Source organism: Haloferax volcanii DS2, assembly GCF_000025685.1.
Lineage (GTDB): Archaea > Halobacteriota > Halobacteria > Halobacteriales > Haloferacaceae > Haloferax > Haloferax volcanii.
The window spans coordinates 1,377,382-1,401,797 of record NC_013967.1; the positions used below are offsets into that span (position 1 = coordinate 1,377,382).

The window sequence follows — 24,416 nt, forward strand, 5'->3', positions numbered from 1 at the left end:
ATCAAGCGCGGACCTCCTCCTCCGTGTCGTCCTCGTGGGTGATACCCACGTCGCGGGCGAACACCTCGAGCGTCGAATCGTCGACGCGTTCTTTCTCCGCGCCGTGGTCTTTGACGCGGCGGGTGACCTCCCGGACCTCGGCGTCCGAGGGGTCGAACCCGATGTCTGCGAGGCGCTTTCGCACCGAGTGCGTCCCCGTGTGCTTGCCGAGTACGAACTCGCGGGTCGCGCCGACCATCTCCGGGGTCATGACGCCCGGTTCGAACGTGTCGGCGTTCTCGATGACGCCGGCGGCGTGGATGCCGCTCTCGTGAGAGAAGGCGTTACGGCCGACGACCGGCTTGTTCGCCGGGACCGGGATGTCGGACGCCGCCTCGACGACGCGAGCCAGCTCGGTTATCTTCGTCGTGTCGATGCCGGTGTCGACGCCGTAGAGGGATTCGGCCGCCATGACGACCTCCTCGTAGGCGGCGTTGCCGGCGCGCTCGCCGATGCCGTTGACCGACACCTGCGCCTGTGCCGCGCCGGCCTCGAAGCCGGCCATCGCGTTCGCCGACGCCAGACCGAAATCGTCGTGCGCGTGCACGTCGATTCTCGCGTCGGTGTGTTCCCTGACCGTCGCCACCATGCGGGCGAAGCGAGTCGGCGTCGCCACGCCGCAGGTGTCCGGCAGGTTGATCCAATCGACGCCCGCCTCGGAGACGGCTTCGACGACTTCGATGAGGAAGTCCTCGTCCGTCCGGGTGGCGTCCATCGGTGAGAACATTACTTCAACGCCCGCGTCGCGGACGTGTTCGACACTGCGGACGGCCCGCTCGACGGCTTCCTCGCGGGAAGCGTGCATCGAGTCGGCCAACTGGACGTCGCTGGTGCTCACGAACGTGTGCACCATGTCCACGCCGGAATCCAGCGCGGCTTCGATATCCTTGTCGACGACGCGGGCCAACCCGCACGTCGTCGCGTCCGTCGAAGCAGCGATATCTGCGACTGCTTCGAACTCCGCCTCCGAGTTCACCGGGAACCCGGCCTCGATGACGTGGGTACCCATGTCGTCGAGGGTCTCGGCGATGTCGCGCTTTTCCTCGTAACTGAACGAGGTTCGCGGTGACTGTTCGCCGTCGCGGAGTGTCGTGTCGAAGATTCGTACGTCTTCGATTTCAGATTGTTGGGCTAATGTGCCCTGGAAGAACTCGACCCGCCGGGGAACCCGACGAATCCTCCGTGTCGTTGTGAGACATCGTGTCAGTGACGTGCCCGAACTCCTATTTAAACGTTTCCCCCCGACAGTGTCACGAACGTTCAGCGGGTGTTGTGTGACAACCACTCTCGGGGGTAATCGCTGTACCTAAACGTCCTTATATGATATCATGACATATGTTGACTTGATATGTCCGCTCGTCGTTCGATAGCTTCTGAGTAATAATATAACTAAATAGAGTTTAGAAACAAAATTTAGCACCCGGTGCGCGCACTCTCGACTGGACAAACGTGGAGCAAACTGCGACTGTCGTGTGAAACGTGATACCAATGTGCGTGTTCGTGCCGTCGAGGCCGTTCACTGCTCGACCGAACCCTTTTCTCGCCGCTCGACAACCGAGCGGGTATGGGCGATTTCAATCTCAACTTGCAGACGGCCGAAGAACACCTCGACGAGGACGACGCCGAGGGTGACGTGGTCCTCGGCGTCCTCGACGGGTCGACCCCGTCCGAGGAGTGGGTCCAGTCCGTCGCCCGCGGAAACGTCCTCTTTCTCGCCATCGAGGGCGACCTCAACAAGCTCGCGTCGGGCTTCGCACGCGACATCAAGGATATGGGCGGCCAGCTGATGCACTTCCGGAAGTTCCTCGTCGTCTCCCCGCCGGGCGTGGACATCAACACGGACGACCTCTGACCGGGCGGCCCGCTTCGCGGTCTCCGCGGTCCCGACGAACGGAACGAACCGACCAGAACCGGGCGCATCGGCCGCGGGGAGAGTTCTTATGCGCCGCGCGCCCCACGATACTGGCATGCCGATGAAAGGTCGCGGTACCTCCGACCTCCGCGAAATCGACCGATGGGACCACGGCGTCGGATGGCTCGCGTACCCCGACGAGACGATGCAGCGGGCCAGTCACGCCGTCGAAATCGACGGCGACGTGTGGCTGTTCGACCCCGTCGATGCCCCCGGCGTCGACGACCTGTTCGCCGAATTCGGCGACGTGGCCGGCGTCGTGGTCGGACTCGACCGACACAAACGCGACTCGGCGGCCCTCGCCAACCGCCACGAAGTACCGGTCTACGTCGCCTCGTGGATGACCGGCGTCGCCGACGAACTCGACGCGACCGTCGAACGCTTCGGGGCCGACCTCGCCGACTCCGGCTTCGAGGCGTTCCGTCTCGTCGACCGCTCCGTCCCGCCGTGGCAGGAGGTCGGCTTCTATCACGACGGGTACGACCTGCTCGTCGTCCCCGAATCGGTCGGCACGGTCGGCTACTTCTGCGCTCGCGGCGAGCACCTCGGCGTCCACCCGATGCTCCGGCCGTTCCCACCGCGGCGCGTGCTCTCTCGGTACGACCCCGACCGACTGCTCGTCGGCCACGGCGCGGGCGTGCCGGTGGACGCGGGCGACGAACTCCGGACCGCCCTCGGAAACGCCCGCCGAAACCTCCCGAGCGCCTACGCCCGGGCGTTCACCTCGATGCTCTCGAACTGATGCCCAACGAGACGGCCGACAACGACGAGAATCCTCTGGACGCGGAGGCGACACCCGAGCGCACGACCGAAGGAGAGACCGTCGAACCCCGACCGAGCGAGACCGCCGAACCCGAGCGCCGACGAGTTCACGTCACGCGCGGACTCGTCGACCTGCTGCTCGATATGGCCGAAGACGCCGAGCCGTCGTCGGTGAACCTCGTGCTCGCTCCGACACCCGCGGGCGAGTTCGACGACGACCTCGGCCTCGACCCTGAGACGCCCGTGCTCACACACTTCTACATGGCCGAGGCCGGCCAGTCCGTGAGCGCCGTCTTCGGGATGGACCTCGGAACGCCCGCCGGGCGCGGCCGCGCCCGCTTTCTCACGCACCCGCAGGGGCCGTTCGAACTCACGGAGCGCGACGGCCTCGCGGCCGTGGTGCTCCTCGCGGTCCCACCGTGGGAGCGGCGGACGCTCGCCGCGTTCGACCGCGCCGGTCGGAAGTTAGAACTCGCCGTCCTCGACGCCGAGCCACCGCAGGAAGAACTCGACTGAGCCGACCGCGTTCCGCTGCCCGGCGCTGCCGGCCCGCGCGCGGCGGCCGCTCGCCTCGGTCGACTACCGCAGGTAGCCGAGGTCGGTCAGTTGCTCCGCGATTTCTTGGAACTCCGCCTCCGAGAGATCGCCGCCGGAGCGCTCGTGCTGGATGACGATGCTGCGGAGGAGGAACCGGACGAGATCGCTCGTGCTCGAGAAGGTGGTTCCTTCGATGGTGTCGTCGACGCGAGCGGCCAACTCCTTCGGAATCGAGACCGTCGTGTACTCGGTCATGGGTCGACCGTGGCACCGGGCGAGGTTAACCCCAACGGTGGCGACCGGGACCGTCCAGCGCGGTTTCCCGGCGTTCACCGGCGATTTCGCCGGAGGTCGGGGGTTTTTCCATGCGGGGCGTACTATACACGTTCGATGGCCGCGAGACCGCCGCAGAACGATACGTCGGAGCCGGACTCAATCGAATTCGGTATCGCCGCGCTCGCCGATGACGTCGACACCGCAGACATCGACTACCCGGCAGACGCGACCGAGATCACACGGGCGCTCGACGACGTTTCCGTGCCGATTGACGCCGCGGGCAATACGGTCGCGATAAGCGACGCCCTCGCCGCCGCGCCGAAAGACCGATTCGACTCTCGCCGGGACCTCTTGGAGACGCTTCACCCGGTGTTCGAGGAGTTCCGCGCGAAGGCCTCGAAGAGCCTGATGGGTCGGCTTCGTTCGCTCGTCCCGTTCTGAAGGCGGTCTCGGTTGGCGTCCTCCAGTCCCGACGGCCCGGTTCGAATCGGCTCACTCCAGTTCTTCGATTCGTTTCATCTGCTCGCGGTGTAGCGAGAGGATGAGATCCGACAGCACGCCGAACATCAGCAGTTGTACCCCGAAGAGAATACCTGCCATAGAGACGACGGCGATGACCTCGTGGGAAATCGAGCGAACGACCCACTCGTAGGCGACGTACAGGGCGAGCCCGAGCCCGGTCGCGGTCGACGCGAACCCGACGCTGCCGAAGTAGAAAAGCGGGTTGTTGGTCTTGGCGCGGCGATACAGTTCCAGGAAGATGATACCACCGTCGCGGATCGGGTCGAGATTCGTATCCGAGCCGTCGGGCCGCGGGTAGTAGGTCGTGGGCACGACCGTCGTCTTGATACCACGCTTCGCGCACTCGACGGCCATCTCCGTCTCGATGCCGAAGCCGTCGGAAGTTAGCGTCATGTCGAGAAACGACTCGCGGGTGAACGCCCGGTAGCCGCTGAGGATATCACGAAAGTCCTGACCGTGAATAAACGCGAACGCCCGGTTGATGATGCGGTTTCCGACTCTGTTGAGCCGCGTCATCGCGCCCGGCCGCATATCGGCGAATCGGTCGCCGATGACGTGGTCGTACCCCTCGGTGAGCGGGTCGAGCATCTTGGTGGCGTCTGTCGCTTCGTAGGTCCCGTCGCCATCGAGCATCAGGACGTACGGCGCTTGAATGTGGTCTTCAACGGCTTCTCTGACAGCCTGGCCTTTTCCGGACCCCGACTGGACGACGACATGAGCACCGGCGTCTTCGGCGAGTTCCCGTGTCCCATCTGTGGAGCCGCCGTCGATGACGAGGACGTTGGCGAATCCCTCATCTCGGTAATCTGAGATGACATCAGCGATTGTTTCCGCCTCGTTGTAGGTGGGGGTGAGGATACAGACGGCATCGGGGGTGGGCATTAGTCTCGATATGATTGTGCTGAATAAAATAGTCTATCGTTTGGTCCACACAGTTGGTGATAATCAAATGTGGACTGATATTAGTCTATCAACTCACGGTGAGATATAATCAGATTGTCCCATTGACAACTATAATTATCAGACTACAACCTCTCGATTTGGACTGCACTGTCGGTTGATTACGTTGAGCAGAGGCATCATTGAAACAGACATCCTACTATCCTTCTCTCAAAATATGGTTGACTGTTCTATAATTCGTACGTAGGCAGTTACACAACAGTCCACGAAAGACTCACATCAGCGCGCAACACAATAACATCATCCGTTCTAGTTTAACGAAGAATCCAGTTGCTGTCTGTTGATTTGATATCGTCGCAACTACCTGATTGAGAAACCCGGTGGGAAGTATGACCTACAGCCCACCGGATTCGGTCATAGTTGACCGGATTCAAAGAGCGTTTCCCTCTGATGAGTTGCGCGAGCGCGCTCGCGCAACGAATCTCGTCCAACGAGAGCGAAAATTCGACATCGTTGCGCTGTTCTACACACTCTCGTTTGGCTTCGCTGCTGGCTCAGACCGCTCTCTCCAAGCATTTCTCGAACGCTACGTCGAGATGGCTGACTGTGACGAACTCTCCTACGCATCGTTCCACGACTGGTTCGAACCAGGATCAGTACATCACAAAGCCTGTTAGTTGAGACGTCTGCTTGCTGAAGATGTGTCCAAGCAACCACAGCAAGCAGACGATGAAATCCACGAGGACCAGCTCCTTAACTTCCTCGTCAACTCTCTTGACGAGGAAGTTGCTCTCTCACTCGCTGAAAACGCTGAACTCGATGCTGAAGACATCTACGAGGTCCTCGTCGGCGCCTGCGCCGACGGGACCTCGGTCTCTACACTCTGCAAGAGAAGCGAAGGTGCACCTCACGAAAACTCGGTTCTCTACCATCTCCGCACTAAATTCGATCTAGAAACGCTCGAACAGGTTGGAAACACGCTCCTCCAGAAGGACATTCTCAACGTCCTTCCCCAGCAGGTGGAGGTCTGCGCAGACCTCCTCCTGCGGCCCTACTACGGCGACGAAGACGATACAGACGGCCTGCATCACTCACAAGCGAAGCGTGGAACCACCGCGTTCCACGCGTACGCGACACTGTACGCACGCGTGAAGAACAAACGCTACACGCTGGCGGTGCGCCGTCTCGAAGACGGCGACACCGCCAGCAGTGTCCTCGCAGAGTTCCTCGGTATTCTCGACGGCCTTGACCTCGGTGTCAAGGCCGTCTATCTTGACCGCGAATTCTACGACAGCAAGTGTTTGACGCTGCTTCAGGCGCACAACCACGCGTACGTCATGCCGATCGTCCGCTGGGGACGGACGATCAAGCGAGAACTCTCGGAAGGGTGGAGTCGCGTGATTCAGCACAGTCTGACGGCGAGACTCGACGGTCACAGCTGGACCGTCGAGTTCCCCGTCTACATCGACTGTACCTACCAGAACGGACGGTACGACGAACATGGGGTGGCGCGTCACGGCTACGCCGCTGACGCGCCGTTCATCAACTCACCACGAGACGCTCGATACCACTACGCGAAACGCTTCGGTATCGAGGCAAGCTATCGACTCTCCGAGCAAAGTATCGCGACGACCTCGACACAAAATCCGGTCGTACGGCTGTTGTACGTCGTGGTGAGCTTGCTGTTACAGAACGTGTGGCGGTATTTGCACTGGGAGTACGTGGCGACGCCCCGCCGTGGGGGGCGTCGCCTCTGGGAGTGGTCGTTCAAGGAGTTCATCAATATGGTCCGTCGAGCAGCGTGGACGGCCCTCGCGGTGCGTCGGGCTGTCCCCGCGAACCGACCACCAGACGACCGGTTCCACCGGTAACTCCCGACCGGGCTAGCCAACGGTGGGAGTGGCGACGCTGTCGCGTCGGCGGCAGCCGCCGCCGACAGCGACGGCTCTCCGCCGATCCGTCCATGATTCTCTCGTCGAAACCGCCAGTCCAACCGCTCCGCCACAGAACTCAGGCTTCAGAAACAGCTAGCCGAGGATGCTTTGTGAGGTACTGAGGATTCGTTGCACTCCTCCGAGAGATTCTCGATGACGCCATCGAGAATCTCGATACCGGACGAACCGACTTGAACGGATGTCTCGAACGATTTCGAGACGTCCTCATTGCCGACGCGACCATCGTTTCACTGTACCAGGACGCCGCTGATGTCTACGCAGCAACTGGCAAGGATCAAGCTGAACTGAAGCTCCACCTCACAGAGTCACTCTCGACGGGCCTTCCAACGCGATTCCGCACAACCGACGGAACAACTCACGAACGGAGTCAGCTACCCACCGGTGAGTGGGTAGCTGACGCCCTCTTCTTGCTCGATTTAGGCTTCTACGACTTCTGGTTGTTCGACCGAACCGACCAGAACGGCGGCTGGTTCGTCTCCCGGGTGAAGGACAACGCGAACTTCGAGATCGTCGAAGAACTGCGAACGTGGCGAGGAAACAGTATTCCGCTGGAAGGAGAGTCGCTGCAGGCCGTCCTTGAGGACCTGCAGCGACAGGAAATCGACGTACGCATCACGCTTTCATTCGAGCGCAAACGAGGGTCGGGCGCCAGCGCGACCCGGACGTTTCGACTGGTCGGACTACGTAACGAGAAGACCGACGAGTATCATCTGTATCTGACGAATCTGGCGAGAGAAAGCTACAGCGCGCCCGATAGAGCTGCGCGATATCGGGCGCGCTGGGAGGTCGAACTGCTGTTCAAGGAGTTGAAGTCGCGGTTCGGCTTGGACGAGATCAAGACGACCGACGGCTACATCATCGAGGCGCTGATCATCATGTCGGCAATTTCGCTGATGATGAGCCGTGTAATCGTGGATGAGTTGCGGTCACTTGAGGCAAGACAGAGAGGGCGAAGCCGCCGCAGACGCCGACTCGTCGGCGTCGCGGCTCCCTCGGCGTCGCTGTTCGCTCGCCGTGGAACGCCACGCTCATCTGATCCAACTGTATCTCATGGTTGAGCTGGGCTACGAACTGCCGGATTTGGACGAGCTGTTGCTGTGGGCGTCACGCAATCCAAATCCACACAGAGATCGGTTACGTGAGCAGGTTGAACGAGGTGAGTTCGGCTTTGATCGCTACTAAACTAGAACGAATGACAATAACATACAACAACTGTGCCGAGACTTAGACAAACGCCGATTGAGGGAGTCACTAACTAGATAGTGTATTTAATCATTTTGTCTGCGACCAATAACAAAGTCCTCATCGCGATTTAATTTGGTAATCTCTGTGGAGAGTTTTGCCTCGGAGAGTAGTTTTGTCACGTCTTTCGGGTCAACACCAGCGTGAATCTCAACTATTACAAAGTTAACTGACTGCAATGCATTGGTCATACCTTTCAGAACCTCTAATTCGTGACCCTCAACGTCAACTTTCACAACATTTGGTTTCGGAACCTCTCCACTCTCAACTAACTCATCTCCAGAGATTGTTTTGATAGTCATAGATCCTTCAGTCGATACTTTGTGTGTCCCGTTCGCTGCAATTGGGGAGGGCTCGAATGAGATATCCCCAGAAGAACTAGATAATCCATATCTCAGTGGTATAACCGTTCCTGGAGCACGGTCCGAATTTTCTGTTAGACGATCAAACGTGTCTGGGTTTGGTTCGAAGGCGAACACATTGGCTTTTGTGGAGCAGATACATGCGTGAGTCCCAATATTGGAACCAACATCCCACAGAACATCGTCTTCTTCAGCCTCCTCAAGGAGCAACCGAATAACATCTTGCTCTCCTCGAAGATCCCTGATCCTCCAGATTTCTTCCACACTTTGAACAGTAAACCTGGCAGCATATCCACTAACTTCGGCAATCATTGGGGACCTGATGGCACCTGTCTTGAGTGCAATCCAGTCGCGAAGACGCGCCACTTTTTTAACTATTGTCATATATTTAAGATGAAGACTGATTGTCTCTGGTCTGTATACCTGTCGTACATCCTCAAATATTAAATCTGCGAGTCATTTGTCAATAGTTCGTCTTTTTTGTTGTTAGTCAAGATATATCTCGTAGTCATCTAATCGGGTTGCTTCGTATAACCGTGCAGCATGGGTCTGTTTATCATCAGTTCCTCTCGTTAGCAAACTGGTATTGGGGTCAAAAGAGTGCTGTATCTGTTCATTTACCCACATCTCTCGTTCCTTATATGAACCCACGCTAAATGTCTCCATCGCCGCAGGCACTTCGAAACCAGGAGGATTGTATGGGTGCGAGAACTTGTTATCCGTAGTCGCTTCTCGAAACTCCTCGGAGAGAGTATACTCAAGGATATCCGAGAGCAGGTCAGTACTCCAGACCGAATGAGACGGAAATTCTCTTGCGAGTATTGCAAGAGCATAGAGGTTAAACGAATGGTAGCCCTCAGCTTTGTTCCTCAGACGTCGTTTGCTTCTGGGTGGTCGGAGATAATGAAGGAGATGGTTTCGAACCATACTACGGTGGACGTCATGAGTCACTGACTCAGCGAGTTCGCTCAGATCCATAGATGGTCGAAGAGGATGTCTGATCAGTCCGTTTTCGTATAGATCGATAGTTGAAGGAAGACTATCTAAAAAGTCACGAACACGTTGAGAAACCTCCTGGGGAGCAGTATGTGCAACAAGTCCTCCAGAGGCCGCAAACCAAAGCTGATGGTTGAACGTACGGTCAAAACCTAATATTGTCCCATCGGTATCAACACGTTGCCACAATTTGAGCTTGTCACAGAATGGGTGTGATAAGAACACATCTGCGGCGACAGCAGCAGCACGTTCGTTGTCAAGTGCTCTAGCTGCAAGCGCAAGGGCCTCAAGTGACCATGCCTGTCCCATCAGGCCATTGCATCGGTCCTTCGTATCGTTTTGTCTGTGTTCAAACGTATGGCCATGTGGTCGTGCCTCTTCACTCAATAGATAAGAAACCGCATCTGAAGCAGCTTGTCTAAATCTATTTTCATCCGTAAGTTCGTGGGCCTTCAGAAATGTTACTAACCAGTGAGACGTGTTTCGAACAGGTGTTTCAGGATCATGGTACGGGCCGTTGTGTCCTGCTGGCATTGAACCATCTGATCGCTGGAGTGAGAGTCCAGCCTCTGCACTGGAGGCAAGAATGTCAGAAAGAGAGGTCATTGTTCCTCCGATCTTAGGATATAAGAAAGACGGCCAGCATTCTCTGCGAGCCGACAGCACCACGCAACCACAAGTATTCTGACGAACATTGCTTTCGTCACTGTCTGTCCAGTCCGTCGTAAATCTTGGGAGAGATAGTGTGGAGGTTTCGGGAGAAAGCCAACGAGAATCCACAATGCCAACGCAAATACTCGCCTCAGAGAAATTCTGTCTAACATCCACACCTGTATCTGACCTTTGCCAACTCTGAATTGCTTCTTCAACAGTTCTCCGAACGGTCGAGCAGGATGACAACCAATCACGTCGTGTGCGAAAGTTAATGAATACCCTGCGTCTGTAGCTCTCTTCGTCCAGTGGACATCACCACCAGAGATAAGGTGGTTTGGAAACGGACCAACGTCCTCAACGACATCCTGTCTAACAAAGAGATTTACCGTCTTCGCCACGTTTCGTTTAGATATGCTCTCTTTCATTTGCATATTAGTAAACGAGTCGTACCGCTCAGCTGCGGTTCCTCCATTTGGATACGTGAATTCCACGTTACCTCCAACGAGGTCTACTCCTGTACCGGAGATTGTAGACACGCCGCGTTCAAGCCACTGTTGGTGTGGAGAACAATCCCCATCTAAAAAAGCAAGAATAGCGCCGCTAGACTGCTCAATACCAGTATTTCGGGCAGCATAAGACCCTTGTTGTTCATCCTCAATCAGAATTTCGAGATTGTCGTAAGCAGTGCTAAACTGACGAGCGATCTCTTTCGTACCATCCTGTGATCCATTATCTACGACGAGTACTTCATACTTTGACTTGGGGTACGTCTGTGATGTTACCGCATTGAGGCATTTTTGAATATTTTCAGCCTCATTATAGACTGGAATGATGACAGATACAAACGGTAGAGTCGAAGTCATTAGTAGTAGGTGATAGTATCCCAAGCGAAAGTACTTGCGACCTAGTCATACCTCAACCAAGACTTTCAGATAGCAACTGTTGAACTCGTTCTCGAAAGTTCGACGAGAGGCTAAGAAGGACAAAGCCGTACGTAGTGGCTCCAGCAAGGACGTATAGGACAACTTCTATCGGTTGACCAATTGGCCGGTAGTTGAGAATTGTGAAGAGTACAACAGCCATCGCTCCCGCACTCACAAACTGGCTTCCGATAGCAGATACTGGGGGCAGTGTTTGAACGGCCTTCGGTAGTGCACGGACAGCGAGTATGCTACCTAGAGTCATTGAAAGGAGGGTAGCGATAGCCGCGCCAATCACACCGAACATCGGTATCAACGATACGTTAAGTATAATATTAGTCGTGATGAAGATAACTCCTATTCTAAATGTCCTGTCAGGTAGATCTAAAGCATTGAGTGCTTGCATTACTAGCGTCTCGTAGCACTCAACAAGTCGTACGACAGAGAGGGATACTAACACAGATACAGCAACACCAACAGAGGAGACTGACGGACCATACAATGCAAGGATGTCACCTCCTACAAGAACTGAACCCACTAATCCAGGAATAGCAAGTACACCAGCCACTGAAAGCCCACGGGTGAGAATCCGACGAACTTTATTTAATTTGTCAGTATCTCTTAGAGAACTAATTGTTGGGAATGTCGATTTACTGATAGCTGTTGGGAGGAGAACGAATAATGCCGAGATCCGCCATGCTACTTCGTAGATACCGACCAACGATGTTGAGACAAAAAAGCCGAGAATTATCGTATCTAACCAAGAATATGACATCCGTTTCAAATTATCTAACCATCCATACCGTGCCCAGGAATAGAGGCTTATTGCAGCACTCCGTGTGGGAGACACAAATGAAATATTGAGTGAATATACACCAAAAATACCGATGACAATGCTAGAGGTAATCTCTCCATAGAAAAGTGCATCTACACCCACGCCTGTGTAGACAAGAGCCAACTTCACAAGTGAAGATAGGATTCCCCAAAGAGCTTCGTAGAGACTAGACATCTCGACTCGGTTCTCACCTCGAAGCCCTCCTAAGACTAGCCGGAACGAAACGTTCGAGACGAACATACCACCCACCAGTTGTGTACCGCTGTAATCAAGGTACTGTTCAACGAAGGGAGAGTAACCCAAAAGGGCGAGAAGTCCAACTAGTATGATTGCTCCCGTGAGGACAGACGCGGTGGTGAAATACTCGCTTGGGGAAATGTCGTCACTTTCGTTCATTCGTGTTATTACCGCACCACGGATACCAACAGCCGGAATAGACGCCCATTTCACCAAAGCTGCAGAGAGCGCAAAAATCCCGAAGGCACCAACGCCGAGTTCATTGATCACGTAGATTGTGATAATTGCTCCAACGAATGTCTGCGTAACGTTGGCCCCGAACTGCAGCGCAGAAGCGCGTGCTAATTTGGCCATAGAGTAGTTGTGACTTTGCAATTGATAAATTATCAGTACCTCACAAAGCATCCTCGGCTAGCTGTTTCTGAAGCCTGAGTTCTGTGGCGGAGCGGTTGGACTGGCGGTTTCGACGAGAGAATTATGGACGGATCGGCGGAGAGCCGTCGCTGTCGGCGGCGGCTGCCGCCGACGCGACAGCGTCGCCACTCCCACCGTTGGCTAGCCCGGTCGGGAGTTACCGGTGGAACCGGTCGTCTGGTGGTCGGTTCGCGGGGACGGCCCGACGCACCGCGAGGGCCGTCCACGCTGCTCGACGGACCATATTGATGAACTCCTTGAACGACCACTCCCAGAGGCGACGCCCCCCACGGCGGGGCGTCGCCACGTACTCCCAGTGCAAATACCGCCAGACGTTCTGTAACAGCAGGCTCACCACGACGTACAACAGCCGTACGACCGGATTTTGTGTCGAGGTCGTCGCGATACTTTGCTCGGAGAGTCGATAGCTTGCCTCGATACCGAAGCGTTTCGCGTAGTGGTATCGAGCGTCCCGTGGTGAGTCGATGAACGGCGCGTCAGCGGCGTAGCCGTGACGCGCCACGCCATGTTCGTCGTACCGTCCGTTCTGGTAGGTACAGTCGATGTAGACGGGAAACTCGACGGTCCAGCTGTGACCGTCGAGTTTCGCTGTCAGACTGTGCTGAATCACGCGACTCCACCCTTCTGAGAGTTCTCGCTTGATCGTCTGTCCCCAGCGGACGATCGGCATGACGTAGGCGTGGTTGTGCGCCTGAAGCAGCGTCAAACACTTGCTGTCGTAGAATTCGCGGTCAAGATAGACGGCCTTGACACCGAGGTCAAGGCCGTCGAGAATACCGAGGAACTCTGCGAGGACACTGCTGGCGGTGTCGCCGTCTTCGAGACGGCGCACCGCCAGCGTGTAGCGTTTGTTCTTCACGCGTGCGTACAGTGTCGCGTACGCGTGGAACGCGGTGGTTCCACGCTTCGCTTGTGAGTGATGCAGGCCGTCTGTATCGTCTTCGTCGCCGTAGTAGGGCCGCAGGAGGAGGTCTGCGCAGACCTCCACCTGCTGGGGAAGGACGTTGAGAATGTCCTTCTGGAGGAGCGTGTTCCCGATTTGTTCGAGCGTCTCGAGGTCGAACTTGGTGCGGAGATGGTAGAGAACCGAGTTTTCGTGAGGTGCATCTTCGCTTCTCTTGCAGAGTGTAGAGACCGAGGTCCCGTCGGCGCAGGCGCCGACGAGGACCTCGTAGATGTCTTCAGCATCGAGTTCAGCGTTTTCAGCGAGTGAGAGAGCAACTTCCTCGTCAAGAGAGTTGACGAGGAAGTTAAGGAGCTGGTCCTCGTGGATTTCATCGTCTGTTTGCTGGTTGTTGGACACATCTTCAGCAAGCAGACGTCTCAACTAACCGGCTTTGTGATGTACTGATTATAGTTTCTAGCAGAGATCTAGTTAATCACCTGAGTTAGCACTCGTCTGTTGAGCGTACTTGCAGTTTCGCAGTGCAGGAATCAAGTAACAGGGGAAACAGCAGAGTTATTCTATGTTGCTAATAGAGAGCCAAGTATGATGAAACGATTAGCAAAAGCAGCATTCAGTCAAAATTCATTGACTGCCCCGATAGTCTCTACATTTGTTTATCTTATTTCTGTTGTACGTGTTGTTCTCAATGGAAATTGGCCAGTCACCTCATCAGATACAGCAATGTTTCAGCATATAGGATGGATGGTTTTCAGTGGAAAGAGATATTACATCGATGCATGGGACCCAAAACCACCACTGACACTCGAGCTTGCGACAATCATTGCTTATATCTCTAATGGGGATCCGCATCTTCAACACACTCTATCTGTCGTAAGTACAATAGTAGCAGGGATCTTGCTAACATATTTAATCTCCCACATCACCTCAGAAATCACTGGGAATCAGTTCGCGGGTCTACTTAGTGGCATTGTTTTTATTACATTCCCAGTTATTCATTATTCAGCAGTCTTTGGGTATGAGCCAAAATATTTTGTTTTTCTTTTCGGACTAGGAAGTATTTATCTTTCCAGAAACCCGAAACCAATACTATCTGGGGCCGCAGCAGCAGCGTCAGCAGGCATGTGGCAATTTGCGATTATATTCCCAATCATATCATTCGGGATTATTTCACGGCGAAAAAGCAAAGATCTGATTCTCAAATATGTTTTTGGGGCCACAATTATTGCTTTTATTTCTCTTCTCCCAATTTATCTACAGGGCGGGCTAGTTGCAATGACTGTTGAAGTGATAATTGCCCCGTTGTATGCAGGTGAGACACAATCATTCTTATATCGGTTGGTAAAAGGAGTCACTCATCTAAAATTAATGATCCCGATAGCACTTCTTGGAATGGCCGGTATATTACTAGGCTTTCTAGACGACATTCGAGAAAGGTGGTGGGTCGTAGGGCTTTTGCTGTGGTTCTGTATCCAAATATTCATCTTGGATTACGATGGTGCAGACGATTTATTTCTTGGGATTATTCTAGTTTCGATGGGTATCGGATTTGCATTCGAAAAACTATCAACCAAGTATGAGTCTGAGAGAATTAATTCGATAGTAACAGCCGTTGTCGTTTGCATGTTGATTTGGCAGGTAGTGACCTTGGGTGGCGTTGGCGTCATTACGAACCCATACTCTTACTCAGGGGATGGCCCCGATCAAGCCATTCTCGAAAGTGGGATTCAACAGTTTGCACATTTGTCTGGATACACAGAATACACAATAGGTGGATCACCCCCAGATGAACAATACAATGTCAAATCCAGGTATGGTCCTGACAAGATAGAAGAATTGTTCTTTACATCAACAATCCCCTCGACATGTCATTACAGACTTAGTGGGATGGAACTTGAATGGATGAATCTAACAGAACAGTCATTCACAGAGGAAAAGTGTGGAAAATGGAGGTTACCTTGATAACCGCAGGACACCAACCCAAATTGGCCATATATTAACTTATACTTTTCTTGTGATCAACCGGTATAGGGTGGACAACTATCGCAAAGGAGACGTTAAACTCAAAGCCTATCAACAGTCTTTATATCCAACTCATTTTATATACTTGGCCTCGATGACTCTCTTACTATGCAAGCTGTTGTCCTCGCCGCCGGTAAAGGAACCCGTCTTCGACCACTCACTGAAGACAAGCCGAAAGGAATGGTCGAGGTCGACGGAAAACCGATTCTCACCCACTGCTTTGACCAACTCGTCGACCTCGGTGCGGAGAAACTTGTCGTCGTTGTCGGCTACAAGAAGGAGATCATCATTCAACACTACGACGACGAATATCGTGGCGTCCCCATTACCTACGCGCATCAACGTGAGCAGAAAGGTCTAGCACACGCCCTCCTCACCGTCGAAGACCACATTGACGAGGACTTCATGCTGATGCTTGGCGACAACATCTTCAACGCCAACCTCGGCGACGTCGTCAAGCGACAGCGAGAGGATCGGGCGGACGCCGCCTTCCTCGTGGAAGAAGTCGACTGGGACGAAGCTTCCCGTTACGGTGTCTGTGTAACCAACGATTACGGTGAAATCACAGAAGTCATCGAGAAGCCCGAAGAACCGCCGTCGAATCTCGTGATGACCGGGTTCTACACGTTCACGCCGGCTATCTTCCACGCGTGTCATCTCGTCCAACCATCGAACCGCGGCGAGTACGAAATTAGTGAGGCAATCGACCTTCTCATCCGCTCTGGGCGAACTATTGACGCGATTCGTATCGACGGGTGGCGGCTGGATATCGGCTACCCAGAAGACCGTGACGAAGCAGAACAACGACTACAAGAGGAAACGACACAGGCGACCGAGTAGACATCTAATCACGTGTGCTTTTTATTAGTGGGAGTAAACCTGATTTCAATGGCTGATTCTCCGTTTCCTTGTGTTTCTGTAATCGTTCCAGTTTATAACGACCCCACAGGAATACGTGACACACTGACTGCGCTGACCAAACAGACATACCCGACGGAGAGAGTAAACATACTCCCCATCGACAACGGGTCGACAGACGAGACGCGCGACGTGATTCGTCAGTTCGAACGCGAGCACGAGAACGTCACACTCGTCGTCGAAGACGAAATCCAGGGGTCGTACGCGGCCCGAAACACTGGCATAGAACAGGCGACGGGAGAGATATTTGCGTTCGTCGACGCCGACATGTACATGGACGAGTCGTGGCTTGAAACGGCGGTTGACGCGATGGACGAGGCAGCGTACGTCGGGTGCGACATCGAACTGGTTACCAATGGGGAAGACACGCTCCCAGCAAGGTTTGACGCACAGACCGCCTTTCCCATAGCGCAGTATATTCGTCAGCAGCAGTACGCCCCGACGTGCGGGCTACTCGTCAGTCGAGAGGTCGTCGACGATGTCGGTCCGTTCGACGAGCGTCTCGTTTCGGGCGGTGACTCGGAGTTCGGCAGTCGAGTCGCAAACGCCGGGTACAGGCAAGCGTTTGCACCGGCGGCGACACTGTACCACCCAGTTCGAGATTCGTTCTCGTCGCTGGTGAAAAAAGAACTTCGCGTCGGCCGCGGCTTGTGTCAGCGGCAAGAGTACTACGCCGATCGGTTCGGCCGTCCCGGGATTCCGCCACGTCCGAGTGGCGTGAAGTCGCCCGATGAGGAGTCGTCCGGTCTCGATTTCGAGCGACTGCTCTTCGGCGTTCTCTCGGTAGTGATGACAGGAGTTCGCGCCCTCGGGTATTATCGTGAGTACGTCCGATACGTTCGCGGGAACACCCGCTGAAATGCCAACTAATTATTCGTCTTCTCCACGAGGTTCGGCGTCAACAGACCGTAGACGTATCCAAATCCAACCGCCGCAGTGAAAACGAAGATAGCGATCAATTGTTGGACCTGCGCCAGCGACGGGTCTTCGACGAGATTCTTGAGTCGGTCAACAACGTAGACGAGCATCAAGTCCTTCAGATACGCGTTTTTATCGTCTGACGCTTGTGGATACAACAAGTCCATCACGCGCTTCGAGTAGCCCTGCCAGAACGAACGAAAGACGAGCCAGTCAAACTCAGTTCGATATTCGAAGAGTTTGTGATTCACGCGCGCTTGTTTGTTATAGATGACGCGCTCGCCCGTCTGTTCGTAGATACGAATGCAGACGGGTGCTTCGTGCGCCTGGACGTGTTTGTCTCCTTTTCGACCGGTGTTCGTGTCGTAGCCGCCCACTTCGAGAAAAACGTCGCGCTTGAAGGAGATGTTCGAGCCGTAGGTGTTCCGAACCTCCTCCATGTGCTCACCGAACCCACGTTCGTCACACCCGACGAGCCAGTAGAACTCCTCTGGAAAGAACTCTGGTTTGCGAGCGACCCAGTCGGGGACGACGGTACCGCCGACAGCGACCGCATCCGGATTGTTTTCATAGGTGTCGACGAGCGTCTCAATCCAATCGGGTTCTGCCGTTGCGTCGTCATCAATCATCGCGACGACGTCGCCGGTTCCGAGCTCAGCACCTTTGGTCCGACTGTACGAGATACCGCGGTTCTCGTCGTTACAGTGCAGAACGACATCGTCGATGTCACCGAAGTCGTCTTGCACGCGGTCGAACTCCTCTTCGTTTCCATCGACAACGATGACGAGTTCGAGGGGTTCGTAGGTCTGTGCGAGGACACTCTCGACGGTCTCGGAGAATGACTCGTACCGTTCCATCGAGTACGTACAGACCACGACGGAGACTTTCATAAGTCGGAGTTACCGAGGAGTCCCGAATAAGCATTGTCCTTCGATTTGTAACTAGCTATTTCTACCGACACAGACTATCACAAGGCTTATGAACAGCTTGGCGGTTGTTGGTCACAATGAGTGACGAGCAAACAAAGTATTCGCCCTCCATAGCGGAGCTCGCTCGCGACTGGTATCACATACCGGTCCTCTCGACTATTATTCTCGTCATGCTGTGGATACGCCTCCGCAGTTATGACGCATTCATTCGAGAGGGCACAGTGTTCTTCTCAGGAAACGACGCCTGGTATCATCTTCGCCAGGTGGAATACACCGTCCGGAACTGGCCCGCGACGATGCCGTTCGATCCGTGGACCGAATTCCCGTTCGGCCGGACCGCAGGTCAGTTCGGGACAATTTACGACCAACTCGTCGCGACCGCGGCGCTCGTCGTCGGTCTGGGAAGCCCGTCATCAGACCTCGTAGCCAAGTCGCTTTTGGTCGCGCCGGCCGTCTTCGGTGCGTTAACCGTTATCCCAACCTACCTTATTGGGAAGCGTCTCGGCGGCCGTCTCGGTGGGCTCTTCGGTGCGGTTATTCTGATGCTTCTCCCAGGAACGTTCCTCCAACGTGGGCTCGTTGGGTTTGCAGATCACAATATCGTAGAACCGTTCTTCATGGGCTTTGCCGTCCTCGCGATCATGATCGCCCTCACGGTTGCCGACAGAGAGAAACCCGTCTGGGAACTCGTTGCGGCACGCGACCTCGATGCGCTCCGTGAACCCCTGAAGTGGTCCGTTCTCGCCGGTGTCGCAACGGCCATCTACATGTGGTCGTGGCCACCGGGAATCCTTCTCGTCGGTATCTTTGGCCTCTTTTTGGTCCTGAAGATGGCTTCCGACTACGTCCGCGGTCGGTCGCCTGAACACACGGCGTTCGTCGGTGCCATCTCGATGACGGTCACCGGCTTACTGATGTTCATCCCGATCGAGGAACCGGGATTCGGGGTGACCGACTTCGGCTTCTTGCAGCCGCTGTTCTCACTCGGCGTCGCCCTCGGTGCTGTGTTCCTCGCCGCACTCGCCCGGTGGTGGGAATCGAACGACGTCGACGAGCGATACTATCCTGCGGTGGTTGGCGGAACCATGCTTGTCGGGATAGTGCTGTTTTCTCTTGTCCTTCCGAGTGTTTTCGATTCGATCGCACGCAACTTCCTCCGTACGGTTGGGTTCAGCGCCGGCGCTGCGACCCGAACCATCAGTGAGGCCCAGCCGTTCCTCGCAGCAAACGTACTCCAGTCGAACGGTCAGACTGCTGTCGGCCGTATCATGTCCGAGTACGGCTTCACCTTCTTCACAGGTGCTCTCGCGGCAGTGTGGCTCGTCGCGAAGCCGCTTGTCAAGGGTGGAAACTCGCGGAAGATCGGATACGCTGTCGGGAGTCTCGCCCTCATCGGAGTACTCTTCTTGATACCGGCGCTTCCAGCAGGAATCGGCAGTGCCCTGGGCGTCGAACCGTCGCTCGTTAGCCTCACCATCGTCACCGCACTCATCGTGGGCGCAGTGATGCAAGCCGACTACGAGAGCGAACGTCTGTTCGTCCTCGTGTGGGCAGCCATCATCACGTCGGCAGCGTTCACGCAGGTTCGTTTCAACTACTACCTCGCGGTGGTCGTCGCGGTGATGAACGCCTACCTCCTCCGAGAGGCCCTCGGAATCGACTTCGTCGGCCTCGCGAACGTCGAGCGCTTCGACGACATCTCGTATGGGCAGGTCGCAGCAGTCGTGATTGCCGTCCTCCTCATCCTCACGCCCGTTCTCATCATCCCGATTCAACTCGGCAACGGCGGCGTGTCTCAGACCGCCATGCAAGCGTCCCAGACCGGTCCAGGAACGGTCACTCAGTGGGACGGGAGCCTCACCTGGATGCAGAACAACACACCTGCAGAAGGTGAGTTCGGCGGCGAATCGAACCGGATGGAGTACTACGGGACGTACGAGTACACGGACGACTTCGACTATCCGGACGGTGCGTACGGCGTCATGTCTTGGTGGGACTACGGTCACTGGATTACCGTCCTCGGCGAGCGAATCCCGAACGCGAACCCGTTCCAAGGAGGTGCCACCGAGGCAGCGAACTACCTCCTCGCCGAAGACGAACAGCAGGCTGAGTCGGTTCTCACCTCGATGGGTGACGACGGCGAAGGCGACCAGACCCGCTACGTCATGGTCGACTGGCAGATGGCTTCGACCGACGCGAAGTTCAGCGCGCCGACCGTCTTCTACGACGAGTCGAACATCTCCAGGTCGGACTTCTACAACCCGATGTTCCGCCTGCAAGAACAGGGCGAGCAAACGACTGTCGCGGCCGCGTCGAGCCTCAAGGACCAGCGGTACTACGAGAGCCTGATGGTCCGGCTCTACGCGTACCACGGCAGCGCCCGCGAGGCGTCGCCAATCGTCGTCGACTGGGAAGAACGTACGTCCGCCGACGGCTCGACCACGTTCAGAGTGACGCCCTCGGACGGGCAGGCGGTCAGGACGTTCGACAACATGAGCGCCGCGGAGGAGTACGTCGCGAACGACCCGACCTCCCAGATCGGCGGTATCGGCACGTTCCCCGAGGAGCGCGTGTCCGCCCTCGAACACTACCGCCTCGTGAAGTCCTCGAACAGCTCGGCGCTCCGCTCGGGGTCCTACCAGCGGTCGCTCATCAGCGAGGGCAACACCTACGGCCTCCAGCCGCAGGCGCTCGTCCCCAACAACCCCGCGTGGGTCAAGACGTTCGAGCGCGTCCCCGGCGCGACGGTCGACGGGAGCGGTGCCCCGGCCAACACGACGGTGACCGCGCGCGTCCAGATGCGCGACCTGACGACTGGCACGAACTTCACCTACACGCAGCAGGCCCAGACCGACGCCGACGGTGAGTTCACGATGACGCTCCCGTACTCCACGACCGGCTACGACGAGTACGGCCCGGACAACGGCTACACGAACGTCAGCGTCCGCGCGGCGGGCGGCTACGCGTTCACCGGGCCGACCTCGGTCACCGGGAACAGCACCATCGTCAGCTACCAGGCGGAGAACGTCGCCGTCGACGAGGGCCTCGTCAACGGTGCCGAAGACGGTACCGTGCAGGTCACCCTCGAACGGAACGAACAGGAACTCGACCTGCCGGGCGACTCTTCGTCCGAGGATAGCTCGTCCGAGGACGGCACGTCCGACGGCTCGCAGACGAACGAGTCGGCGTCGACATCGACCTCGGCGTCGGTCGACGCCAGCGCGGTCTCGGCCGCCGCGTAACACGAGCCGAGACGGCGACGACTCTCGCGGTCGCAGTTTCATTTTCCACACGCAGTTCAGAACAACCGCCGACGGTCGAAAAGCGAGTGCCGAGCGAAAGCCGCTCGGAAGCAGTCCTCGGCTTCGGTTCCGGTCCGGCTCCGACTCCGGTTCCGGCTCAGACGAGCGACTCGTAGTCGAGACCCTCGCGGCGGGTGACGATGCGGCGGCCGTCGATGACGATGCGCTCGCGCATGGCGTCGAACTCGTCGTCGAGCGCCGCGAACTCGTCCCAGTCGGTTGCGACGAGCGCCGCGTCGGCGTTTGCGAGCGCGTCGGCGGCGGAGTCGGCGTAGTCGATGTCGGGGAACCGCTCCCGCATGTTCTCGGTGGCGACGGGGTCGTAGCCGACGACGTCGGCCCCTGCGTCGAGGAGCGCCTGAATGAGTAAAATCGCGCGGGATTTCCGGATGTCGTCGGTGCCGGGCTTGAACGCGAGTCCGAGCACGGCGACGCGCTTGCCGTCGAGGTCGAATCGCTCGCGGAGGAGGTCGAGCATACGCTCCGGTTGGCCGTCGTTGACGTCGACGGCGGCCTGCAACAGACGCGGTTCGTAGCCTTGAGCGCGGGCGGCGGCGATGATGGCGGCCGTGTCCTTCGGGAAACACGACCCGCCCCAGCCGAGACCCGCACCGAGGAACGCCGACCCGATACGGGAGTCGAGGCCGATGCTCTCCAACACTTCCGCGGAGTCGACGCCGAACACCTTGCAGATGTTCGCGAGGTCGTTGGCGAGGCTAATCTTCGACGCGAGGAAGGCGTTGTTGGCGTACTTTATCATCTCGGCTTCGCTGATGCCGGTCTTGACGACGGGTGGGTTCCCGGCGCGTTCGACGAGCGGGGCGAAAATCTCGGCTAGCGTCTCGTACGCCCGGTCGGTCTGCGCGCCGAGGACGATTTTGTCCGGCGAAAGGAAGTCGTCGACGGCGGTGCCTTCGCGGAGGAACTCGGGGTTCATCGCGATATCGAGCCCGTCGCCGACGCGTTTCCCCGAGGCCTCTTCGATTCGCGGCCCGATGACGTCGACCGTCGTCCGCGGAACGACCGTGCTCTTGGTGACGACGAGGTGCGAATCGTCCTTCCGGGCCAGCGTCTCACCGAGCGAGGTCGCCGCGGTTTTCATCGCGCCGAGGTCGATGCTGCCGTCGTCGGTCGACGGGGTCGGCAGGGCGAGGAACGTCGCGTCCGTGTCGAGAATCTCGTCGTAGTCGGTCGTCGCTCGGAGTCGGTCTCCCGCGTACCGTTCGACGAGCTCGGCCAGTCCGGGCTCGTGAATCGGGGCCTGCCCATCGTTGAGTGAGGCGACGATGTCTTCGTCGATGTCCACGTTGACGACGTCGTGTCCGAGTTCAGCGAAGCACGCCGCGATAGTCGTGCCGACGTACCCACTCCCGATGATACTGAGTTCCATTGGTAGAGTTGTGAATGCCAGGTGGTTTGATTCTTTCCGAGTCCCGTAGTTCACTGAGGAAACAGCCGGAATCACGTAGCGGTGGACTGATATCCTCCCCGAGAGAGGGTCCGACAACGAAATGTCGAGGAACTCAGACGGGGACGCTCCCCGGCTCTCGTGGCTTCTCATCTACCTGAAGGGCGTCTGCATGGGTGCCGCCGACGCCGTGCCGGGCGTCTCGGGCGGCACAATCGCGCTTATCACGGGTATCTACGAGCGACTCATCAGCGCGGTGACGGCCATCACACCCGGCCGAATCAAGCGCGCCCTCGGCGTCGTCGTTCCCGGACGCCGGGCCGACGCGGTCGCGGCGATGCGCGAAGTCGACGTCGGCTTCCTGCTCGCCCTCGGCGCGGGTATCGCCACCGCAATCGTGACCGTGATGCGCGTGCTCCACATCGCGCTCAACGACGCGCCGGTGCCCACCTACGGCTTTTTCTTCGGGCTCATCGCCGCGTCGGCGGTCGTGCTGTACGCCCAAGTCTCGCTCGACGGCCCGCGTCAAATCGCGGTGGCCGTCGCCGGGTTCGGCCTCGCGTTCGTCGCCTCGGGCGGGAGCGGCGGCGCGTTCGGACACTCGCTGCCCGCGATTGCGGTCGCCGGCGGCATCGCCGTCAGCGCGATGATTCTCCCCGGCGTCTCCGGGTCGCTCATCCTGTTGATTCTCGGGCAGTACGAGTACATGAACGCGGCGCTCAACGCGTTCATCGACAGCCTCCTCGACGTCGCCGGCGGCGCACCGCTGTCGGTCGTCGTCGAACCGGGGACGGTCGTCGTCACGTTCATGGTCGGAGCCGTCGTCGGCCTGTTCAGCATCGCGCACGTCGTCCGCTGGGCGCTCGAACACTACCGCCGGGCGACGCTGGCGTTCCTCGTGAGCCTCATCGTCGGCGCGCTCCGCGCGCCCGTGGTGGAGAGCACCGCCGCGCTCGTCGACGCGGGACGGTCGTGGACGACGGAGCTCTACGCCGCGTTCGCCGTGGCCGCGGTCGTCGGCGCGGCGGTCGTCCTACTCGTCGACCGGTACACGGACGTCATCGAGTCGTGAGCGCGCATCGGAGCGGCGCGTCGAAGCGGGGTGCTCCGACGCCCCGTGAGAAGGAAGTCGGTCAGTCGTCCGAATCGATGACGTGCGGAATCGCGCGACTCGCGCCTCACTCGCGGGCGACGGCGATGTTTCGAACCGACCCGCCGCAGTCGGGACACTCCGACAGGTGGCTCGCGCTGACGGTCCGAGTCCGACAGGAACGACACTCGTAATACCCCTCGGTCGGGTGATAGTCGTCGATGACTGAGTTATGTAACACCATGATATACTATACCATGGATTTCGTGGTAAGCGTTGTCCTGATATTCACCAAATTACTCTAGTACATTAATATTCTACGCCGGCATGGACACTCGAAC

The 24,416-nt window shown here is 57.1% G+C and carries 21 protein-coding genes and 2 pseudogenes; 12 read left to right on the plus strand and 11 right to left on the minus strand.

Going from position 1 to position 24,416, the window contains the following annotated elements:
* Nucleotide 1 precedes the first annotated feature (1 nt).
* Nucleotides 2-1,246: a LeuA family protein gene (locus HVO_RS11985; RefSeq protein ID WP_218623626.1), complete on the minus strand. Its 1,245-nt coding sequence runs from the start codon at nucleotides 1,244-1,246 to the stop codon at nucleotides 2-4.
* Between the two features lie 357 nt (nucleotides 1,247-1,603).
* Here HVO_RS11985 and HVO_RS11990 point away from each other — a divergent pair, with 357 nt between their 5' ends.
* The 3 genes from HVO_RS11990 to HVO_RS12000 all read left to right on the plus strand — a co-directional run bounded on the left by HVO_RS11990 (nucleotide 1,604) and on the right by HVO_RS12000 (nucleotide 3,229).
* Nucleotides 1,604-1,891, plus strand: coding sequence for a DUF5779 family protein (locus tag HVO_RS11990; protein WP_008093389.1), 288 nt, complete (start codon nucleotides 1,604-1,606; stop codon nucleotides 1,889-1,891).
* Nucleotides 1,892-2,006: 115 nt separating this feature from the next.
* Nucleotides 2,007-2,693: a hypothetical protein gene (locus HVO_RS11995; protein ID WP_013035391.1), complete on the plus strand. Its 687-nt coding sequence runs from the start codon at nucleotides 2,007-2,009 to the stop codon at nucleotides 2,691-2,693.
* The gene (locus tag HVO_RS12000; RefSeq protein WP_013035399.1) at nucleotides 2,693-3,229 is read left to right on the plus strand and encodes a hypothetical protein; all 537 of its coding nucleotides are present in this window, start codon (nucleotides 2,693-2,695) and stop codon (nucleotides 3,227-3,229) included. Before HVO_RS11995 ends, HVO_RS12000 begins: the two co-directional genes overlap by 1 nt.
* Nucleotides 3,230-3,292: 63 nt before the next feature.
* Here HVO_RS12000 and HVO_RS12005 read toward each other — a convergent pair whose 3' ends face one another.
* A complete protein-coding gene (locus HVO_RS12005) occupies nucleotides 3,293-3,505 on the minus strand; it encodes a ribbon-helix-helix domain-containing protein (protein ID WP_004063282.1) in 213 nt (70 codons plus the stop codon).
* Between the two features lie 135 nt (nucleotides 3,506-3,640).
* Here HVO_RS12005 and HVO_RS12010 point away from each other — a divergent pair, with 135 nt between their 5' ends.
* Nucleotides 3,641-3,967, plus strand: coding sequence for a hypothetical protein (locus HVO_RS12010; RefSeq protein WP_004063281.1), 327 nt, complete (start codon nucleotides 3,641-3,643; stop codon nucleotides 3,965-3,967).
* A gap of 51 nt (nucleotides 3,968-4,018) precedes the next feature.
* On the opposite strand, the gene aglJ is transcribed toward HVO_RS12010, so the two are convergent.
* A complete protein-coding gene (gene aglJ, locus HVO_RS12015) occupies nucleotides 4,019-4,930 on the minus strand; it encodes an S-layer glycoprotein N-glycosyltransferase AglJ (protein WP_013035422.1) in 912 nt (303 codons plus the stop codon).
* Nucleotides 4,931-5,328: 398 nt separating this feature from the next.
* Here aglJ and HVO_RS20565 point away from each other — a divergent pair.
* The 3 genes and pseudogenes from HVO_RS20565 to HVO_RS12025 form a co-directional block, all read left to right on the plus strand.
* A pseudogene (locus HVO_RS20565) lies at nucleotides 5,329-5,607 on the plus strand (IS4 family transposase); the annotation flags it as partial.
* 42 nt (nucleotides 5,608-5,649) lie between these two features.
* Complete coding sequence (locus HVO_RS12020) at nucleotides 5,650-6,819, plus strand: ISH3 family transposase (protein WP_013035321.1); 1,170 nt, start codon at nucleotides 5,650-5,652, stop codon at nucleotides 6,817-6,819.
* 185 nt (nucleotides 6,820-7,004) lie between these two features.
* Nucleotides 7,005-8,085, plus strand: a pseudogene (locus HVO_RS12025) (IS4 family transposase); the annotation flags it as partial.
* Between the two features lie 86 nt (nucleotides 8,086-8,171).
* Here HVO_RS12025 and HVO_RS20145 read toward each other — a convergent pair.
* The 5 genes from HVO_RS20145 to HVO_RS12030 all read right to left on the minus strand — a co-directional run bounded on the left by HVO_RS20145 (nucleotide 8,172) and on the right by HVO_RS12030 (nucleotide 13,887).
* A complete protein-coding gene (locus tag HVO_RS20145; RefSeq protein WP_004041399.1) occupies nucleotides 8,172-8,891 on the minus strand; it encodes an FkbM family methyltransferase in 720 nt (239 codons plus the stop codon).
* Between the two features lie 102 nt (nucleotides 8,892-8,993).
* Nucleotides 8,994-10,109 (minus strand): glycoprotein pentasaccharide biosynthesis putative isomerase AglQ, encoded by a 1,116-nt coding sequence (gene aglQ, locus HVO_RS20150; RefSeq protein WP_004041400.1) that lies wholly within the window; start codon nucleotides 10,107-10,109, stop codon nucleotides 8,994-8,996.
* Nucleotides 10,106-11,020 (minus strand): glycosyltransferase, encoded by a 915-nt coding sequence (locus tag HVO_RS20155; RefSeq protein ID WP_004041401.1) that lies wholly within the window; start codon nucleotides 11,018-11,020, stop codon nucleotides 10,106-10,108. Before HVO_RS20155 ends, aglQ begins: the two co-directional genes overlap by 4 nt.
* 52 nt (nucleotides 11,021-11,072) lie before the next feature.
* A complete protein-coding gene (locus HVO_RS20160; RefSeq protein ID WP_004041402.1) occupies nucleotides 11,073-12,503 on the minus strand; it encodes an oligosaccharide flippase family protein in 1,431 nt (476 codons plus the stop codon).
* Nucleotides 12,504-12,720: 217 nt separating this feature from the next.
* Complete coding sequence (locus tag HVO_RS12030) at nucleotides 12,721-13,887, minus strand: ISH3-like element ISH51 family transposase (RefSeq protein WP_013035644.1); 1,167 nt, start codon at nucleotides 13,885-13,887, stop codon at nucleotides 12,721-12,723.
* A gap of 186 nt (nucleotides 13,888-14,073) precedes the next feature.
* Here HVO_RS12030 and HVO_RS20165 point away from each other — a divergent pair, with 186 nt between their 5' ends.
* The 3 genes from HVO_RS20165 (at nucleotide 14,074) to aglI (ending at nucleotide 17,286) form a co-directional block, all read left to right on the plus strand.
* The gene (locus HVO_RS20165) at nucleotides 14,074-15,450 is read left to right on the plus strand and encodes a DolP-mannose mannosyltransferase (RefSeq protein WP_236995488.1); all 1,377 of its coding nucleotides are present in this window, start codon (nucleotides 14,074-14,076) and stop codon (nucleotides 15,448-15,450) included.
* 168 nt (nucleotides 15,451-15,618) lie between these two features.
* The gene (gene aglF / locus HVO_RS12035) at nucleotides 15,619-16,350 is read left to right on the plus strand and encodes a UTP--glucose-1-phosphate uridylyltransferase AglF (protein WP_004041405.1); all 732 of its coding nucleotides are present in this window, start codon (nucleotides 15,619-15,621) and stop codon (nucleotides 16,348-16,350) included.
* Between the two features lie 48 nt (nucleotides 16,351-16,398).
* Nucleotides 16,399-17,286, plus strand: a complete 888-nt coding sequence (aglI, locus tag HVO_RS12040) for a glycosyltransferase AglI (RefSeq protein WP_013035575.1) — start codon at nucleotides 16,399-16,401, stop codon at nucleotides 17,284-17,286.
* A gap of 8 nt (nucleotides 17,287-17,294) precedes the next feature.
* On the opposite strand, the gene aglG is transcribed toward aglI, so the two are convergent.
* Nucleotides 17,295-18,236, minus strand: coding sequence for a glucosyl-dolichyl phosphate glucuronosyltransferase (gene aglG, locus HVO_RS12045; protein WP_004041407.1), 942 nt, complete (start codon nucleotides 18,234-18,236; stop codon nucleotides 17,295-17,297).
* 116 nt (nucleotides 18,237-18,352) lie between these two features.
* Between aglG and HVO_RS12050 the strand changes: the two genes are divergently transcribed.
* Nucleotides 18,353-21,517: an oligosaccharyl transferase, archaeosortase A system-associated gene (locus HVO_RS12050; protein ID WP_013035363.1), complete on the plus strand. Its 3,165-nt coding sequence runs from the start codon at nucleotides 18,353-18,355 to the stop codon at nucleotides 21,515-21,517.
* A gap of 157 nt (nucleotides 21,518-21,674) precedes the next feature.
* Here HVO_RS12050 and aglM read toward each other — a convergent pair whose 3' ends face one another.
* A complete protein-coding gene (gene aglM / locus HVO_RS12055) occupies nucleotides 21,675-22,967 on the minus strand; it encodes a UDP-glucose 6-dehydrogenase AglM (RefSeq protein ID WP_004041409.1) in 1,293 nt (430 codons plus the stop codon).
* A 121-nt stretch (nucleotides 22,968-23,088) separates the two neighbouring features.
* Between aglM and HVO_RS12060 the strand changes: the two genes are divergently transcribed.
* Nucleotides 23,089-24,057: a DUF368 domain-containing protein gene (locus HVO_RS12060; RefSeq protein ID WP_004041410.1), complete on the plus strand. Its 969-nt coding sequence runs from the start codon at nucleotides 23,089-23,091 to the stop codon at nucleotides 24,055-24,057.
* A gap of 106 nt (nucleotides 24,058-24,163) precedes the next feature.
* Here HVO_RS12060 and HVO_RS20570 read toward each other — a convergent pair whose 3' ends face one another.
* Complete coding sequence (locus HVO_RS20570) at nucleotides 24,164-24,319, minus strand: rubrerythrin-like domain-containing protein (protein ID WP_004041411.1); 156 nt, start codon at nucleotides 24,317-24,319, stop codon at nucleotides 24,164-24,166.
* Between the last annotated feature and the right edge of the window lie 97 nt (nucleotides 24,320-24,416).